This is a genomic window from Pseudomonas sp. RIT357, from assembly GCF_000632245.1.
Lineage (GTDB): Bacteria > Pseudomonadota > Gammaproteobacteria > Pseudomonadales > Pseudomonadaceae > Aquipseudomonas > Aquipseudomonas sivasensis.
This window is the reverse complement of the sequence record NZ_JFYX01000017.1, coordinates 51,011-67,804: the sequence shown is the minus strand read 5'-3', so window position 1 is coordinate 67,804 and position 16,794 is coordinate 51,011. Positions and strand designations below refer to the sequence as shown.

Annotated in this window: 20 protein-coding genes; 7 read left to right on the top strand and 13 right to left on the bottom strand. The window is 53.9% G+C overall.

Annotated features, from left to right (window positions below):
• Positions 1-63 precede the first annotated feature (63 nt).
• From BW43_RS28795 to BW43_RS13995, 7 genes are all read right to left on the bottom strand, one after another.
• Positions 64-660, bottom strand: coding sequence for a hypothetical protein (locus BW43_RS28795; protein ID WP_155989965.1), 597 nt, complete (start codon positions 658-660; stop codon positions 64-66).
• Positions 661-1,153: 493 nt separating this feature from the next.
• Positions 1,154-1,510 (bottom strand): hypothetical protein, encoded by a 357-nt coding sequence (locus BW43_RS13970; RefSeq protein WP_032887008.1) that lies wholly within the window; start codon positions 1,508-1,510, stop codon positions 1,154-1,156.
• 483 nt (positions 1,511-1,993) lie between these two features.
• Positions 1,994-3,457, bottom strand: a complete 1,464-nt coding sequence (locus tag BW43_RS13975; protein ID WP_032887007.1) for a DEAD/DEAH box helicase — start codon at positions 3,455-3,457, stop codon at positions 1,994-1,996.
• Positions 3,444-3,734: a hypothetical protein gene (locus BW43_RS13980; RefSeq protein WP_032887006.1), complete on the bottom strand. Its 291-nt coding sequence runs from the start codon at positions 3,732-3,734 to the stop codon at positions 3,444-3,446. Before BW43_RS13980 ends, BW43_RS13975 begins: the two co-directional genes overlap by 14 nt.
• A 2-nt stretch (positions 3,735-3,736) precedes the next feature.
• A complete protein-coding gene (locus BW43_RS13985; protein ID WP_032887005.1) occupies positions 3,737-4,144 on the bottom strand; it encodes a hypothetical protein in 408 nt (135 codons plus the stop codon).
• Positions 4,141-4,419 carry a hypothetical protein gene (locus BW43_RS13990; protein ID WP_032887004.1) on the bottom strand — a complete coding sequence of 93 codons (279 nt, stop codon included), beginning with the start codon at positions 4,417-4,419 and terminating at the stop codon, positions 4,141-4,143. Before BW43_RS13990 ends, BW43_RS13985 begins: the two co-directional genes overlap by 4 nt.
• Before the next feature lie 515 nt (positions 4,420-4,934).
• Entirely contained in the window at positions 4,935-5,891 is a 957-nt protein-coding gene (locus BW43_RS13995) for a site-specific integrase (RefSeq protein WP_032887003.1), read from the bottom strand.
• Positions 5,892-6,303: 412 nt separating this feature from the next.
• Here BW43_RS13995 and BW43_RS27965 point away from each other — a divergent pair, with 412 nt between their 5' ends.
• Together BW43_RS27965 and BW43_RS14000 are read left to right on the top strand one after the other, a co-directional pair.
• Entirely contained in the window at positions 6,304-7,020 is a 717-nt protein-coding gene (locus BW43_RS27965; RefSeq protein WP_050442833.1) for a DUF4339 domain-containing protein, read from the top strand.
• A gap of 139 nt (positions 7,021-7,159) precedes the next feature.
• A complete protein-coding gene (locus tag BW43_RS14000) occupies positions 7,160-7,591 on the top strand; it encodes a hypothetical protein (RefSeq protein WP_032887002.1) in 432 nt (143 codons plus the stop codon).
• 29 nt (positions 7,592-7,620) lie between these two features.
• On the opposite strand, the gene BW43_RS14005 is transcribed toward BW43_RS14000, so the two are convergent.
• Entirely contained in the window at positions 7,621-9,045 is a 1,425-nt protein-coding gene (locus BW43_RS14005; RefSeq protein ID WP_155989964.1) for an MFS transporter, read from the bottom strand.
• Positions 9,046-9,402: 357 nt separating this feature from the next.
• On the opposite strand from BW43_RS14005, the gene BW43_RS14010 reads away from it, so the two are divergent.
• From BW43_RS14010 to pcp, 3 genes are read left to right on the top strand one after another with little or no spacing between them, the layout of a single operon-like run.
• Positions 9,403-10,119 carry a DUF969 domain-containing protein gene (locus tag BW43_RS14010; RefSeq protein ID WP_032887001.1) on the top strand — a complete coding sequence of 239 codons (717 nt, stop codon included), beginning with the start codon at positions 9,403-9,405 and terminating at the stop codon, positions 10,117-10,119.
• On the top strand, positions 10,116-11,066 hold the full coding sequence (locus BW43_RS14015; RefSeq protein ID WP_032887000.1) for a DUF979 domain-containing protein: 951 nt from the start codon (positions 10,116-10,118) through the stop codon (positions 11,064-11,066). The genes BW43_RS14010 and BW43_RS14015 overlap by 4 nt, the downstream gene beginning before the upstream one ends.
• Positions 11,067-11,074: 8 nt before the next feature.
• Positions 11,075-11,689 carry a pyroglutamyl-peptidase I gene (pcp, locus tag BW43_RS14020; RefSeq protein WP_032886999.1) on the top strand — a complete coding sequence of 205 codons (615 nt, stop codon included), beginning with the start codon at positions 11,075-11,077 and terminating at the stop codon, positions 11,687-11,689.
• 53 nt (positions 11,690-11,742) lie between these two features.
• Here the strand turns inward: pcp and BW43_RS14025 are convergent, their stop codons facing one another.
• On the bottom strand, positions 11,743-13,143 hold the full coding sequence (locus tag BW43_RS14025; RefSeq protein ID WP_032886998.1) for a heavy metal sensor histidine kinase: 1,401 nt from the start codon (positions 13,141-13,143) through the stop codon (positions 11,743-11,745).
• Positions 13,140-13,811 carry a heavy metal response regulator transcription factor gene (locus BW43_RS14030; RefSeq protein ID WP_032886997.1) on the bottom strand — a complete coding sequence of 224 codons (672 nt, stop codon included), beginning with the start codon at positions 13,809-13,811 and terminating at the stop codon, positions 13,140-13,142. The genes BW43_RS14025 and BW43_RS14030 overlap by 4 nt, the downstream gene beginning before the upstream one ends.
• 257 nt (positions 13,812-14,068) lie before the next feature.
• Between BW43_RS14030 and BW43_RS14035 the strand changes: the two genes are divergently transcribed.
• Positions 14,069-14,746 (top strand): HAD family hydrolase, encoded by a 678-nt coding sequence (locus tag BW43_RS14035; RefSeq protein ID WP_032886996.1) that lies wholly within the window; start codon positions 14,069-14,071, stop codon positions 14,744-14,746.
• Between the two features lie 46 nt (positions 14,747-14,792).
• On the opposite strand, the gene BW43_RS14040 is transcribed toward BW43_RS14035, so the two are convergent.
• Both BW43_RS14040 and csrA read right to left on the bottom strand, forming a co-directional pair.
• The gene (locus tag BW43_RS14040) at positions 14,793-15,044 is read right to left on the bottom strand and encodes a hypothetical protein (RefSeq protein WP_032886995.1); all 252 of its coding nucleotides are present in this window, start codon (positions 15,042-15,044) and stop codon (positions 14,793-14,795) included.
• A gap of 207 nt (positions 15,045-15,251) precedes the next feature.
• On the bottom strand, positions 15,252-15,446 hold the full coding sequence (gene csrA / locus BW43_RS14045) for a carbon storage regulator CsrA (RefSeq protein WP_003192511.1): 195 nt from the start codon (positions 15,444-15,446) through the stop codon (positions 15,252-15,254).
• A gap of 261 nt (positions 15,447-15,707) precedes the next feature.
• Here csrA and BW43_RS14050 point away from each other — a divergent pair, with 261 nt between their 5' ends.
• A complete protein-coding gene (locus BW43_RS14050) occupies positions 15,708-16,073 on the top strand; it encodes a penicillin-binding protein activator LpoB (protein ID WP_081797711.1) in 366 nt (121 codons plus the stop codon).
• Between the two features lie 31 nt (positions 16,074-16,104).
• On the opposite strand, the gene BW43_RS14055 is transcribed toward BW43_RS14050, so the two are convergent.
• The gene (locus BW43_RS14055; protein WP_032886992.1) at positions 16,105-16,794 is read right to left on the bottom strand and encodes an endonuclease; all 690 of its coding nucleotides are present in this window, start codon (positions 16,792-16,794) and stop codon (positions 16,105-16,107) included.

The window sequence follows — 16,794 nt, the reverse complement described above, 5'->3', positions numbered from 1 at the left end:
GGCAGGGGGTGTGGGGTGGGGTGCTTATATATGCAATGCGGCTTCTGAATTTCTGGGGAAAACTTAAGCTTTTTGAGTGCTAAGCTCATCAGCCAGCTTTAAAGCATCATCCAGGAATTCGATGACTTCACTATAGTCTTCGACAGAGCCTCTTGAGCCTAGGATGCCATCAGGTTTAGCATCCAAAATAATCGACTCTATAAGGCTGTAGAAGTTTACTATTTTAGATAGCTGTGTGCCTTTAATCATTCCTAGCTTGTCTAGGTTGGCTTTGTATATCTTGCAGTAGTCGCTGGAAACGGCAACCACAAAGGCGTGATTTGCGGTATTGGGGGTAGTCTCGTCATCACTATGTGTGCTTGCAATTTGATTGTTGATTTCGGTGAGTTGTGCGCGCACCGATTTAAGTTGGTTCAGGTAATCTCGTTTTCTTATCATTGATGCTATGTTCTCAATCTCTGTGAGTATAGCGATCTTTACCGACTCGCGTGTCGAATGGGCTCTGTATAATGCCCCTATTCCTGCTGGTACTGATGCTATTAGTCCGCCCACAATAGCCGACCACACAGGTATCCACGGATTACTGACCGTTGTGAGTTCTTTGAGTTGCTTTAGGGCTTGGACATAGTGAGTGAAATCTTGAGGCGTAGGGTTATCCACTGTAGCGCTCCACTTTAAAGCATCGAATGCGAGGGGCTTGCCTCGTCTTGATATTGTAGTGGCTTTACGCTATAAGTCCATTGGGCAAACGGGTCTAGCAGATGCTGAACTGTACGTCTCAGAGAGCGAGACGCCTCAATGTCAGTAGTGCCATAGCGAACCTTCGATGGTGTAGTGGTGGCGTGAACGCTGAGAGGACAGTGCCGGTGGTTTGAAGGCCGGTGGGAGTAGCCACGCTCAGACGTGGAACGCTTACCCCTTCTGGCGTAGTTAGAAGGGCAGGTGATTGGTAGCTGAGCTATCAGGCATAGAGGGCTTCGCCCCTATGAAGAACGGCCAGTGTGGTAACGCATTGAGCACCCCTGAGGGGCATCTAGGTACGCCTAGAATCTGAGCATCACGCTCTATCTGCCCTTGCTATGTCCAATGCCTACTGTTTTAAGTTGAACGCTAGCTTCCAGGGTCAATGCACCCCTCCTGTCTTAATAAATAATTATCTTGGTTTGCTGTCTACGAGCTTCATTCGTCGAATGTCTGCGTCATATTCTTCCTTAATGCGCTTGTCGATTGCAATTTCACGCTCAGCCTCTAATTTACGTGGGCGTCCTACAGGTCTTACGCCACCAGTTACTTTTAACATTTCCTTAACGGCAGCAATGTTTCCATTGACTAACTCTTGTTTCAATATCTCAATTGATTTGTCATGCCAATAAATGCGGTGTTCCTCTTTCCATCCTTGTTCTTCTGCGTAAGTGTCAAGCGTAATCATGCTAACGTCTAAGCGCTTAGCTAGTACGCAATGTGAGTTTGTCTCAATATATTCTGTCTTGTCTTTATCTGTTAGATTCATTGCTTGTCTCTGTGTTTGATTATGGTTTTAGAGTTGATGAGTAGCGGACGCTCTCTCAATTTCCTCTAGTGAACATCTTGATAGATAGCCTACTGCTTGAAGAGAGATGCCATGATTATATGAGATGTGATACAGCGCTTGGTGGCCCTTACGCTTAGCAATAATCTCTTTGGCTAAACCCCTTCGTATGGTGATGCTATGAATTACGAAGGAGGTTAGATCAGGTATTCGAATATTATCATTGTCTGACATTGTATTGTCCTGGGTGAATTGTCTTAACGTCACTGCGTGACAGAAGCAAAAGCAAGAGCACGCCACGGAGTGGCATACGCATAAAGAAAAGATCAAGAGCGATACACTGGTATATGCTCTGCTTTTGATTTTATCTTTTAATGCGTGCTCTTTGTCGGCTCTGCCGACGTTGCTTTTGATCTTAAGTGTTGAGGGGGTGTGTAAAATCCCTTAGAGTACCTTTAAGAGAAATTACACAGTCTGCTTTAGCCACAAGCTAACAGTTCTATTGCTAACACCCATAACCTGAGCAATTTTTCTGGCTGACAAACCTTTAGAAGACAAGTCTCTAGCCGCAAGGATATTGCTTTTGGTTTTACTCCTGGCGTTGGTGCTTGGGCTTGATCTAGTAAAGTCTTTAAGGATGTGGTGACATCCAGTTAAATCGAACGCTAGGTGTCGTCCGGACTCCTCGGTGGGTACGAAGTGAATAGTAGGTCTGTCGTTATTGAACGTCCTAATACTACTTCGCGTAGCTGCTTGAAATATCAGCTCCCTATAACGCTCATTGCGTAATGCTTGCTTACCAACTGATGCGGAGATATTCATCTTGCAAAGCATCTCAGAATTGTTCTGATCTTCTACAGGGTTGGGATTTCCGTGGATTAAAGAGAGCGTATGGTGTACGTCTAAGTATCCATTCAATCCTCTGGCGTCAAAAGGTATACGTATTGCGTTAGGGTAATCCTCGAATGGGAACTTACACCATTCATGAACTTGAACAAGGATGGGTTCACCTTGTACGAATTCAATAGCGTCTCGTAACAATGCGTGTCCAAACACTTGCTCATTCCACTCCTCGGCTACGCTACCGTCAGGGAGAGTAAGAAGCATGGTCTTGCTTACCTTGCCTCCCTGAATCATCGGATAGATGTAGCTTGGAAATTTGTAGCCCCTGTATTCTGGTGTGAATTTGGATGCTTCAATGGTGTAGCCTTTGGTGAGGGCGTGCTCATACGCTAGCGTGCCAGTGACGTTGGCGCCCAGAACATGCGTCTCTAAAGCGGAATGATAGATACCATCCAAATCAAAGTAATCAATTACCCTGACTTGCCACTTCCATTTTCCGTCTTTCTTGTTGAAGTATTCCTTGATGAATACATCTGCCTTGCCCCTTAGAAGAGCACCTAGACAGGTGCATATGGTTGACATGCCCCGATCATCTACGATGTCAGAGTAGGTGGCTCTAGCTTCTTTCGTCATTCCTTGTTTGATAGAGGCTCTGGTGGAGACGCCATCAATCTCAATGAATTTTTCTAAAAAGTTTGTGTAGGCGTGGTTTCCGATATCTCTGGTAAGATTATTGGCGACCGATGGTACTTCATCAATGACTACAATCCAGTCCTGTAGGTAGCAGGGGTCTAGGTCCAATAAAGTCTTATGCGTAATGATAAGAACCTTAGGGTCGTCTTCAAGGAGTGAGCATTCTACTGTGTCAGTTACGTTCTTGTGGGTGTCGCTATTGATTACGTAAGCATGAGCTATGCCGATTGCATGAATACGCTTTACAACGTCTTTGGTAAGTACCTTGGTGGGGACAGCGTATACGTATCGCTTGTAGGGGGCGACATCCAGTTCTTTAATGAATTGTTCTGTCTTGCCTGTGCCAGGGGTAGCTTCTGCTACGTAAATAACCTTTGGGTTACTTGGCTTCAATCAGTTTCCCTTCTGTGATTAAGTTATCTATCGTTCGGGTGATATGTCTAGCGTCTGTGAAGGTGCCTTCAAGCTCTACAGGCAGCGAGTTGCTACCATGAACAGACAGCACCTGATATGAGCCATATTGAGTCATGCCATACTCACTCCCTTTGTAGTCCCTAATGCCTGAGATGAGTTTGTTCTTTTGCTCAATGCTACAGTCGATAGCACCTAGCGCTGAGCGACGCTGTTCTAGTGCTTTAACTTCTGCTGGTGTTAGGTCTACTGCTTTCATAGTTATTCTCCTTGGTTGTACATTGCGCGAATGGCTGCCATCAGTTCCGCTTGCTCTTTCTGGGTTGCACCGGTGAGTACAGATTTAGTGGTGCCTGTGATGTTTCCAAATGCATCGCGTTGGACAATGCTTTGCTTGGCCTGCTGAGCGGATGAGTTATATGCTGTGTCCAAGTCAGTAAGCTGTCGAATAAGAGGGTCTGCTTTATAAAGCTCGTCTCGTACCTTCTGCTTAGATGCCTTCCATTGTGCTAACGCATCCTTAGAGGAAGTTAACGGGTTGCCTCTAGGTGCGGGAGGTTCCTCGACTAGTTGATAGCCACGCTCGATAAGGTCTGTTAGGACCGCCATGGAGGTGTTACCTGTCTGACGTGCGAGTTCGTTGATTTCTGTCATGGTTATTGTGTTCATTGGTCATACTCCAGCGGGATTGTTTTAAATTGATTGCGATATGAAGACCCAAGTCTTACCTTTCGGATGGCTATGAGTTCATGCTTTACTAGATATTGAATTACTTTACTGCATGCGCTAGGAGACTTGCCTGTCGCTGAAGAAAACTCTGCGAGAGAGATTTCACACCAGCGTGCGCCATCGTTGCTATTATTTCTGATCATCAAGTACATGAGCTTTCGGTCAGTTGTGTTAAGGCTCATGGCTTTACTTTCTATGATTTTTTCGATTTTCATTATTGTCCTCTTTTTAGATTCCTCTTCAGCTGTTTTGTTTTGGAAAGCTCATGGCCCAGGCAATAAAAAAGACCGCAACCTACTGACTCTGAGTAAGCAGTGTGAGGAAGCAATCTTTATGCTGGTATAAGCTATACTGGTTTTGCGGGGTAAAGGTCTACAAGGCGTGACGTAAATAGTTTAGAAAAATGCTTTCTATACCTATCTATACTCGTTTCTGAGAGAAACGGAGACAGCGATTTTTAAAATGATTTGTAGTCCTCTACGTATATACTCTTTTTTGAGAGGAAATAGGACAAGGTCAGCGTGAAAAATCTCAGTCACTACCTACATATACTGTTTTTTGAGGGAAAACCCTACACGGATTCTGAAAAATAATGTCTATCCATAACTCCCATGCACACCCATTCCTTTACTCGTTGCCACTGTAAGCCCCTATGAGGGGCTACAGGCTTATATGGCTATATGGGTGGCAGTCGATTGCCTATCGTTGTTCCTGTGTGCTCACAGGTGGCTTAATCAATGAGGTGAAGTACATCCTTCGCATTCAAATGTGAGTACCTAGCCACTGACCTAGTATCCCTATGCCCCGATACAATCATTATCTGAGCGTTGTTGAACCCCTTCTTGGCTACGTTAGTAATACGCGTGTGCCTTAACTGGTGAAGCCTAACGCTACAGTCAAGTCCTGCCTTGTTCCTTGCCAGCCTAACGGCCTGTGACACTGCATGATGCGTCACAATAAACAGTCTCCCTCTGTGTGCCTTGTTTACTAGAGCCAGCCGCTGTGCCTCTTTCAGTAACTCTATGGCTCGCATGGTTAGGGGCACAGACCTAGTGCCGTTCTTCCCATCCACTACATCCGCAATACGCTCATCCAGGTGAAGGCATTGGGTTGTGAGCTTGAGTATTTCTGAGCGTCTCATGGCTGTCTCATACGCAAGCTCCACGATGAGGGCCATGGTGGGGGAGAGCTTGTTCAGCAACTGCCTAAGCTCGCCAGCACTGATTACCTTGTCGCTCGACTTGTCGGGCTTGGGTAGGGCTATGTCACTTACGGGGTTGTGTATGTCTATGAGCAGGCCACGCTTAGCGAACCTGAAGAAACGAGACATGAACGCTAGCTGTATGCGACAGGTCGCAGGCTTGACCGTTTGTAGACGCTTCAGCTTGAAGTCATTGACTAGCTGAGGGGTGATGTCATGGATTGACTGTGGGAAGGCTGCAAAGAGCTGGTCAACAATCTTGATTGCGTGGTCATAGCTACCTTTGCCCTTCAGCATGGTTTCGCAATAGGTCACGCCAAGCGTGTACAGGGTGTGCGTCTGATGCGTCTTGGTGACAGCCTCTAACTGGTCTGCCCATGCCTGGGCCAATGCTTGAGTGGGGAATGTTTTGGATTGCGGGGGACTTCCTCTCAACCGAACCTGAGCGTTCCAATTGCCAGAGGGAAGGGAGCGAATGTTAGCCATGATTGACGCCTCATAATGTGAATGGGCGTTTCCTTAGGGCTATAGGCTGCGTGGCCTAGCGCCTAGCATGGTGGCTCTTGACATGGTGGGGGTCGTTGGTTCGAGTCCAATCGCGCCTACCAAACAAAATCCGCTCTGCTGGGCGGTCTAGAAGGGCTCACCGAAAGGTGGGCCCTTTTTTGTTGTCTGCGATTTGAAAAGTATCATTTCGTTGCCTGCCTCTCACTAGATGGTCTTCTTCATTCCCTCATCCGTGCCAATCCAGCCAGTTCGGGCTTGGATTCCTTTTTTGCAATGCCAGCCCTTGCGCGTTCACTTTCTACAGCTGAAATCTCAAGATCTTTGACGGGGTGTCGATACTGTCGTAGTGCCATCTTTTTGGGTGGGTGATGTTAAAACAGGGAGAAGCAACATGTCGGGTGTAGAGTGGTATTACGCGCTGAGCGGTTCGCGACAGGGACCTTTTACGTTTGAGCAAATGCAAGGTTTCTTGAGTTCGAACACTATCAGCGCGCAAACAAAAGTATGGCCGGGCGAGGGCGATTGGGTCGCGTTGAAAGACACTGACTTGGCCCAAAGCATTCCACGCCCCTCGGGCCCACCACCTCTTGCAGCAACAGAAATAGACAACCGATTTGTATGGGCGTTGGCGGGCGTCCAGTTGGCGGGTGGGTTGATCGAATACTTTTCCGGTATGAGTATTTGGTGGGTTTTTGTGATCTTCAACGTAGCCCTGTGTGTTGTCGACGAAAAGCGTTTGAAAGCAGCCGGTCATGCCGCGCCACAAAGCTGGTGGGCGTTGATTGTTCCTGTTTATCTTTGGAAGCGAGCGGCGCTTTTGAAGCAGGAAAAGCACTATTTTTACGGTTGGGTGGCGGCGTTCGTTGTATCGGTCGTGCTGGGAATGTTCGGTGGCCAGTCCGCTATCGAAGAAGCGGCATGCCCAATTGTCACCGACATCATTCATAAGCAGTTTTACCAAACGTCATCGTGCGTTGCCGTGACGATTGACGACGAGATTAAAAGTGGTCTCTATCGTGCGAGCGCCTTGCTCGATAACGGAAATGAGATCGACATCACCATCGAGGAAAAGGGCAAGCAGATCCTTGTTCGGATTCCTCGCCAGTGATCGCATTGGCGTGACCAGTAAAAGCCCAACATTGTGTTGGGCTTTTTTTTGCTGCTGCGACTAAACGTGCAAGGCTTGTCTAAAGTAATTGCCTGGCAGGCCGATGCATTCTCAAATCTCTGAACGTCGGATATTTGGCATGCTTATCAACATTAGCACTACCGTTTCCGTAGCAAGCACTCCAAGTACTGTCACGTCGACGGATACCGCCACCACCGAAAGTACACGTACCGCCAGCAGTTCCTCCGCTGGCGCGAGCGCTGAGACTAAAGGTGCGGCCGGCGCGGGCGGCGGCCAGGCCTCATCGAGCTCGCAGGAGTCCGATCGGGTCAAAGAGTTGAAAAAACAGATCGAGCAGTTGCAGCAGCAGCTTCAAGAACAGCAGCAGGCCCTTCAGAAGGCTCAGTCCAGTAGCCAGAGTGCAGACGCCAAGGCTGCCGCTATAGCCGCGGCTCAAACGCAAATTGCAGGCACTGCTGCCGCATTGCAGACGGCAACTTCGGCGCTATTGCAGGCCGTCACGGATGAGGGGGGCAGCGCGTCCGGCTCGATGGTCAGCACCACCGCCTGATCGCAGAAAAGTGTGTTGAACCGCCGTTTTTATCCGCGGTTCAGCACACTTTCTCCTGCACCCTTGGGCAATCGATACACATCCACCAGCGCCCACACCCCCAGCAACGCCACCCCGATGAACGCCACGTGGAAATCCCCCGCCTGCGCCTGAACCTCATGGCCTTGCACGGTCATGGATGCGCGCAACAACAGCGCAGCCACTGTCACGCCCATGCCCATTGCCAGTTGGAATGACAGGCTGAACAACGCCGACGCTTCGCTCATGCGTGCTTTGGGCACATCTGCGAAGCCAATCGAGTTGTAACAAGTGAACTGCATTGAACGTGACAGCCCGCCCACAAACAACACGGCCGCAATCAGCGAAAACGGCGTCTGTGCCGTGAACAGCGCGCACGCCATTATGGACACCACGCCGATTACCCCATTGACCAGCAACACTCTGCGAAAGCCGTAGCGTTGCATGATGGCGGTGGTGAAGGGTTTCATCGCCAGGTTGCCGGCAAACACCGCAAGTACCAACAGCCCCGCGTCCACTGGCGACAGGCCAAATGCCACCTGAAACAGCAGGGGCAGCAGGAAAGGCAGGGCGCTGATGGCAAGGCGAAACAGTGAGCCGCCGTAGATGCTCACGCGGAAGGTGTTGATGGACAGTGTATCGAGCGGCAACAGGGGAGCGCTGTAGTGCCGACAATGGCGCACGGCCCATACCGTCAGCAGTAAACCTGCCGCAACCAGCGCTGCGCCCGGGATGAGCATTTCGCCTGCCTGGTTGCCCAGCCATTCCAGCCCGCCCAAGAGGGCCACGCAGGCGCCTGCCAGCAGTAAAAAACCCTTCGTATCGAACTTGCGCACATCCGCCTCGCGGCCTTCCGGTACCAGCCACAGTGCCGCGACCAAGGCCAGGGCGCCCAATGGAAGGTTCACGTAGAAGATCCATGGCCACGATGCATGAGTCACGATCAGTCCACCCGCCAGCGGCCCAAGAATCGGCGCCACCAAGCCGGGCCAGGTAATCACTGCGACCATCTTCACCAAGTCTTTTTTATCGGTATTGCGCAGCACCGCTAGACGCCCGACCGGCACCATCAGTGCGCCACCGATGCCTTGCAGGACGCGGGCAAATACGAACATTTCGAGGCTTTGGCTGAGCCCGCAGAGCAGCGAGGCGAGGGTGAAAACAATGATCGCGCCAGCAAATACCCGGCGTGCACCGTAGCGGTCGGCGATCCAGCTGGACAGCGGAATGAAGATCGCCACGGCAAGAATGTAGGCGGTGATGCCAATGTTCATGTCGACCGGCGTCACGCCGAATGCCGCGGCCATGGTTGGCAGCGCGGTGGCGATCACCGTGGCGTCGAGGTTCTCCATAAAAAAAGTCACGGCGACCACCAGGGCGATCAGGTGGGTTTGCGTGCTGAGGCCGGTGTCGGCTGTGGATGAGGTCACCGGTATTTCCCCTTGTTGGATGAGGGATGGCTGCTTGGCGTCGGTCTCAGCCGTTCCATATTTAAAGTTGTAATGAAGGCGCCATAAGCACGCGGCGCCACGATGCGCGAATCTGTCGCCGACTGTCTACAGGTTGTTAACGGTGTGGGCTCCAGTCGCCGACAAAATTTATTGGTTCGCAGCAACAATTTTTCTTGTTGGACACCTTCCGCTTTCAGGCAGCACAGTTGCTGCCACTGACGCTCGCCCTGACGGGTCAACAATAAAAAAACCGAGCCGACTGCACGCCACTTCCTGCTGTGAACCCTTTGTTCACATCCTGCTGTAATGGCGCCGCAGCGCGCACTTAAGGACCTCTCCGCCATGCAAACTGTTGTGAACTTATGGCCGTTGATCGGCGTACTTGTGATCGTGGTTGGCTTTGTTTTACGTTTCAATCCGCTGTTGGTGGTCACCGCTGCGGCTATTGCCACCGGGCTTGCTGCCCACTTCCCGCTGGAAAAAATCCTCGCCACCATGGGTGATGGCTTCCTTCAGACCCGTGCCCTGCAATTGATCCTGTTGTTGCCTCTGGCCGTCATCGGCTTGCTGGAGCGCCATGGCTTGCGCTTGCATGCGCAAAACTGGATTGCACGGTTTGAGCGTGCCACTGTCGGGCGTCTGCTGATCATCTATCTGTTCGTGCGTGAATCCACCGCCGCCATGGGCTTGACCAGTCTGGGCGGGCACCCGCAGATGGTGCGCCCGCTGTTGGCACCGATGGCCGAAGGTGCGGCGGAAAAGCGCTACGGCAAGCTGCCGGACAAGTTGCGGCATAAAGTGCTGGCCATGTGCGCGGCGACGGACAACGTCGGGCTGTTTTTTGGCGAAGACATTTTCGTTGCGTTTGGCGCCATTGCATTGATGCACACGTTCCTGCTGGGCTCTGGGATTGATGTCGAGCCGCTGCACATCGCGGTGTGGGGTATCCCGACGGCGATCTGCGCCTTCATCATCCATGCGATCCGCTTGCATCGGTTTGATCGACGATTGACGCGTGAGATGACTCCCGTCGCCACGCCGGCAGGGGCCTCCCAATGATTATTTCCATTCAATACCTCTACTGGCTGGCTGGTGTGTTGTTGCTGATCACCGCAGGCATGATTCTGTTGGACCGAACCCATCCCAAGCGCTGGTCCAGCGCCTTGTTCTGGCTGCTGTTTGCCATACCGTTTCTGGTGGGCGAGCGCCTGCCATCGGTGGTGATCGGTGCGGGTGTGGTGGTGATGGCATTGATAGCAGGGTTCGGCGGCGTGGGCCGTGGCACTCATGTCGAGCTGCACGATAAGGCCTCGCGCGCCAGTGCTGGCCGCCTGGGCCACAAGCTGTTTATACCGGCGCTGGCCATTCCCCTGACCACGGTAATCGGCTCGGTATTGCTCAAGCACACCGAGATCGGCGGTATACCGTTGCTGGATCCGAAAAACACCACCTTCGTGTCTCTCGGTATCGGCTGTCTGATCGCTCTCGGCCTGGCCTGCTGGCTGACCCGCGATACGCCGGTGCAGGCCTTGCGCGAATCACGCCGCCTCACCGAAGCCCTGGGCTGGGCCATGGTGTTGCCGCAGATGCTGGCGATGCTCGGGCTGCTGTTCAATGAAGCGGGCGTCGGCACGGCTGTCGCCCACGTCACCACCACTTACATCAACCTGGATTTCAAGTTGGTCGCGGTGATGGTGTATGTGTTGGGCATGGCACTGTTTACGGTGATCATGGGCAATGGCTTCGCCGCTTTCCCGGTGATGACTGGCGGCGTCGGTGTGCCGGTGTTAGTGGGCATTTACGGCGGCAACCCGGCAGTGATGGCCGCCATCGGCATGTTCTCCGGTTACTGCGGGACCCTGATGACGCCAATGGCCGCCAACTTCAACATCGTGCCGGCGGCGTTGCTGGAATTGCCGGACAAGAACGCAGTGATCAAGGCCCAGTTGCCGACGGCGCTGATGATGCTGGTGGTCAATATTGTGCTGCTCTACCTGTTGATGTGAGGTCTTGTATGCGTACCGTACTGCTGACGGGCTTTGAGCCCTTTGATCAAGATTCGGTTAATCCGTCCTGGGAGGCCGCACGCCAATTGGACGGCGTGCAGCTCGCCGAGGATGTGCAGATTGTTGCGCGTCGGCTGCCCTGTGCCTTCACCACCGCCCCTGAGTGTCTGGTGCAACTGATCAATGAACTGCGTCCAGTCATGGTTATCGCCACTGGTCTGGCGCCGGGGCGCGGCGAGATTTCCATCGAGCGGGTGGCGATCAATATCAACGACGCGCGTATCCCCGACAACCTGGGGTATCAGCCCATCGATACGGCAGTTGTCGTGGATGGCCCGGCGGCCTATTTTTCGACGCTACCGATCAAGGCCATGGTCAAGGCGGTGCGTGGGGCGGGGATAGCCGCGGCGGTGTCCCAGACGGCGGGCACGTTTGTCTGCAATCAGGTGTTCTACCGTTTGCAGCACGTGCTTGCGGGCACGGATGTGCGCAGTGGTTTTATTCACGTTCCCAACCAGCCATTGATGGCGCTGTCGAGCTTGGTCGATGGGTTGCGCGTCGCAGTAGCTACGGCGTGGAACACGCCGGTAGACGTGGTGGAAGTGGGCGGTCAGGTCAGTTGACGCCGCCCCAGGGATGACACTTCGGCTTGCCGGTGGCGGCAAGAGGCGATTGTTTACGCCTCGCGGCCAGGGAAAAACAGTTCGAAACAGGTCACGCCGTCCTTGCTGCTGACGCTGTACCGGCCGTGATGCAACTGCATGATGGTCGCCACAATCGACAGGCCCAGGCCATTGGACTGGGCCGAACGTTCCCTTGATTCATCCACCCGATAGAACCGCTCAAACAGTCGCGATAAATGCACGGCAGGGATGGTTTCCCCCTGGTTGCTGACTCGCAGGTGGATGCCCTCGGCGTCTGCAATCGCCTGGATCAACAACTCGGAACCCGGTTCGCCGTATTTGATGGCGTTGGCGCACAGGTTCGCCAGGGCCCTGCGCAGCAGCATCGGTTCGGCCCAGATCACGCCTTCACCCTCGGCACGAATGCTGATGTCCGCATCGCCTGCCAAGCCTTCAAAGTAATCGGCAATGCGGGCCACTTCATCGGTGGCGCTGAGTGCCTGGCGCTGGCGCAGGGCGCTGGCCGGGTCGGTGCGGGCCAAGAACAGCATGTTGTCGAGCATTCGCGCCAGGCGCTCAAGCTCTTCGACATTGGAGGCCAAGAGCTGCTGATAACTTTCGATGCTGCGGTTCTGTTGCAGGGCAACCTGGGTTTCCCCCAGCAGGTTGTTGATCGGCGTGCGCAGTTCGTGGGCCATGTCGGTGGATACTTGGCCCAGTTGCGCAAAACCCTTGGCCAGGCGCTCAAGCATGGTGTTGAACGACTCGATCATCGGCAGCAGTTCTTTTGGTACTCCCTGGCTGTCGATGCGTTCGGCCAGGTTGCCGACGCCGATCCCTTGAGCGTGTCGGGCCAGTCGACGTAACGGTAGCAGGCCGCGATGCACCAGCAGGTAGCCCACCAGTGCGAGGAAGATCGCGGCGATGCTCGCCAGTACGTACACGCTCAACCGATAGCTGGCGAGCATGGCGGTACGCTCGGTCATCAGGCGCCCGCTGGTGACTTGCAGGCTCCCCAGGTCGCCGGAGTCTATGGATGCGGCCAAGGTGGAAAAGGGCACGCCATTTACGCCCGGCAAATGCTGCACATCGCTCAGCGTGAGGATGTGGCCTTTGGGGACCGGCTCGACTGCTGGCAGATCGATGTTGGCGGGGTTTACCAGCAGCAGCGGTTTTTGGCCGGGTGCGGCGATGCTCAGCACCGATTCGCGGTTGCCCAACATATTCTGGAACAGTTCCGGCTTGGTCTTGATCAAGTCCAGTGTATTGCTGTCGTTAAGCAGGTTGCGTAGTTGATCCACGCGGGAAATCAATTGCACATCGTCGCGGCGGATCAGCTCGCGCTCCAACTCGCGGTACAGCGCCACGCCGACGGTAGCGAGCAGTGCAAAGGCGAGCAGGGCGAAGATCAGGGCCAGGCGTAGTGTCAGGGAATAATGGCGACGGTGGGTCATGGTTGGGTATCGAAACGGTAGCCAATGCCCCGCACGCTGTGGATCAACTTGAGCGTGAACGGGTCGTCGATTTTCAGGCGCAGGCGCCGTACGGCCACGTCCACCACGTTGGTGTCGCTGTCGAAGTTCATGTCCCATACCCGCGAGGCGATCAGCGAGCGCGACAGCACTTGGTCCTGATGGGTGGCGAACAGGTGCAACAGTGCGAACTCCTTATTGGTCAGGGTGATGCGTGTACCGGCGCGAGTGACGCGGCGTTTCAGTACGTCGATGTGCAAATCTGCGATTTGCAGGTGTTCTTCTTCCCTGATCGGGCCGCGACGGGTCAGGGTACGTAAGCGTGCTACCAGCTCGGCGAAAGAGAAGGGCTTGATCAGGTAATCATCGGCACCCAGCTCCAGGCCCTTGATGCGATCGGCAATATCGTCGCGAGCTGTCAGAAAAAGCACTGGGGTGTCGGAGTCTTTACGCAGGCGGCGCAGTACTTCCCAGCCGTCCATTTTCGGCATCATCACATCCAGCACGATCACGTCGAACGGCGTTTCCAGTGCTTGGTGCAGGCCGTCCACGCCGTCCCGTGCCAGGCTTACGGAGTAGCCCAGTTCCTGCAGACCGTTGAGGAGGTAATTACCGGCCTTGGGTTCGTCTTCGACAACGAGGATGTTCATGTGAAATGCCTTGATTCAATACGTGGCGCCAGTGTAGCTCGATCAATTGTCACTGGCGCAGGCCATGGCCTGCACTGGGTAGTTGAGTCGTGTCAGTGCGCTCACGGTAACCCCGTACTTCAAACAGCCAGCCAACAGGATGATGACAAATTCGTAATGATTGGCTGGCTGTTGGGCGTCAGCGTTTACAACCCAGTAGGTGATCCGTAGATTGCACCGGGCCGATTATTCGTTTCAGCTTACGAGGAAACCCCGCAGTGTCTATCCGAGGTTCAGCTGTATCAGCCCGCCCTTACCGCGCCTTCCTGTTCGATATGGATGGAACCCTGCTCAACTCCATTGCCGCTGCCGAACGAGTGTGGGGCATCTGGGCTGAACGCCATGGGCTGGACGTGGCGGCCTTCCTGACCACCATTCATGGTGCGCGGGCGATTGACACTATCACGCGCCAGGCATTGCCCGGCGTCGACCCGCAAGTTGAAGCGCAGTGGATTACCGAGGCTGAAATCAACGATGTGGAAGGCGTCGTGGCGATTCCCGGTGCCGTCGAGTTTCTCAATAGCGTGCCTGGTGATCAGTGGGCATTGGTCACCTCTGCGCCGAAGGCGTTGGCATTGCGTCGGTTGCAGGCAGCGGGTATCGCGCCACCGGCGGTGTTGGTAACGGCCGAGGATGTGGCCATCGGCAAACCGAACCCCGCCTGTTATGAGCTGGGTGCGCAACGCCTGGGCGTGCCGGTGCAGGATTGTCTGGTGTTTGAGGATGCGACGGTGGGTATCCGTGCGGGGAAGGCGGCGGGTGCGGATGTGCTGGTCGTAACATCGACGCACCTCAAGCCCATGCCCACGGAGCATCCATCGATTGAAGGGTATGAACAGTTGCAGGTGCATCGCAGCGCTGATGGCTTGTTGTACCTGCAGAGCGCAGTGGACTGACACAAAAAAGCCGAGTCCGTATCCGGTCTCGGCTTGGTTCGCTTGGTCAGCCGCCTGTTTTATTTTCGGCCCGCCGGCACAGCTGACGCTGCAATGCTTTCTGGATAGGCTTGAGGCAGAACATGAACAGGTACGCACACAGCAGCAGTGCCAAATCAAACCAGGACTTAGGATAGGCGGGGTCCGAACCTTCGACTTCCAGCCGCAGGCCATATTCTACGCCCACAAAGGCCAGCCCAATCAGCAGGGCAATCATCCAGGATCTGGAAAAAAATGGCTGCGCGGTAATAGGCCTCATCGACGTGCTCCTGAGTCCACACGGATGGAAGTATGTCAGTCAGGAGATTCGGCTTTGGATAGTGGAACAAGTTCCAGACGCGAGGATAATTTCATCTTTGGGGCGCATGGACTTTGGACGACGCTAATCACTCATTCAGCCCAAGAACAGTCCAATAGGCTTTCGCCAGCCGTTACATGAACGAAAGGGCTGGCTACTGAGTGCGCCTCAAGGCGTCTGGTTTTTATCCGGAGCGGTCAGGCCGGCCTGGATGCGCTGGTAGATCTCCTCGCGATGCACGGCAACATCCTTGGGGGCGTTGATGCCGATTCTTACTTGCTGGCCGCTGACGCCCAGGATGGTGATCGTGATGTCATCACCGATGTTTATGCTTTCACCGACTTTGCGGGTGAGTATAAGCATGGACTTCTCCTTGATTGCTTTTAGGACACATGTTTCAGACAGGGCAGGTGTCGGATGTGTGTAGCTTACTGCTAAGCGCTTCCCTGTGACTGCCTCTTTTAGGACGCATAGAGGCGACATTAATTCCCATGGCGGCATCATACAGGTCTGGGATACATCATTCGCATTGTTTAAGCCAACGTTTATGACGGCCAGAATAGACAGTGAATGATAAAGTTGCCTCTTTATCCTTAGAGGAGCAGGGCAGTGCGTAAAGTAGCGATGGCAATTGCGGTGTTGGCACTGGCCGGTTGCGGTGAAGGCAAACGCGTCGACGCCCCCAAGGCCAAGCCTGCCGTGACCGAAAGCCAGCCACAAACCGGCGCGATTGCCGCCCAAGAGTGGGACCTGCGAGTAGGTCCGCCGGACCACAAACTGCAGGCGATCACCGACCTGACCGCCTGGTTGCTCGAACATGGTTTCAATTTTTATATCGTTAAGGTCGACGGCAAGGACGAAGTGCTGTTGGGGCCGTTCGCAACTAAGGCCGAAGCCGAGGCAAAGCAGACCCTGCTTAACGAAAAGATGGCTCGTGCCAAGAAAACTGACACGGTGTCTGAGATCATCGAACACCAGCCTGCGCAGTAACGGGCCGATTGGGCGGCAGTGCCGCCCATCTTCAACCGCAGGCTTTCAGGTTGACCGGGCCGACAAACTCATTGCCACGCCCCATCACACACGCCACCGTCTGGTTACGCTGGCGCTCCCAGGCTTGGACCGGGTAGGTTTTGTTCCAGGCTTCGTACAACTGACGATCCTGTTTCGACAGGCGCAAGCCGTATTGTTTGCTCATGTAGAAGTAGGTTCGCGCGATCATCCCGCGTACGGAAGGTCGCGGCATCACCTTCTTGGCCTTGAAATCCACTTGGGTCAGGCATGAACCGTACTGCCCGCGTTGCACTGGCAGCCAGCCAAAGCTGAAGTTGCTTCGGTCTCCATTGACCTCGCCGATACTCGGCACCAAATTGTGCAGGTCTGCTTCGGCACGCTTGAACACGTCATCATGGCGCGTGCAGTTCTTGCGCCCGCCATTCTGCCAGCACTGGCGCTGATGTCCGATCTGCCAGGCCGGAACAATGTGTTCCCACTCGATGCGTGCGGCGCGGTTGGCGTTTTTGCGTGGGATATATCCGCAGGCTTTCAAGTCAACGCGGTTGCCGCTGTACTTGCAGCCGCAATAGAACTCGGTGGATTGCGGGGCGTAGAGTGTCCAGGCAACTTTTTTGGCTTCACTGAAGGTTCGGGGCGCCTGAGCGTGAGCGGTAACGGCAAGAAACAGGCAACACACAGCAATAAAACGGGCACTCAT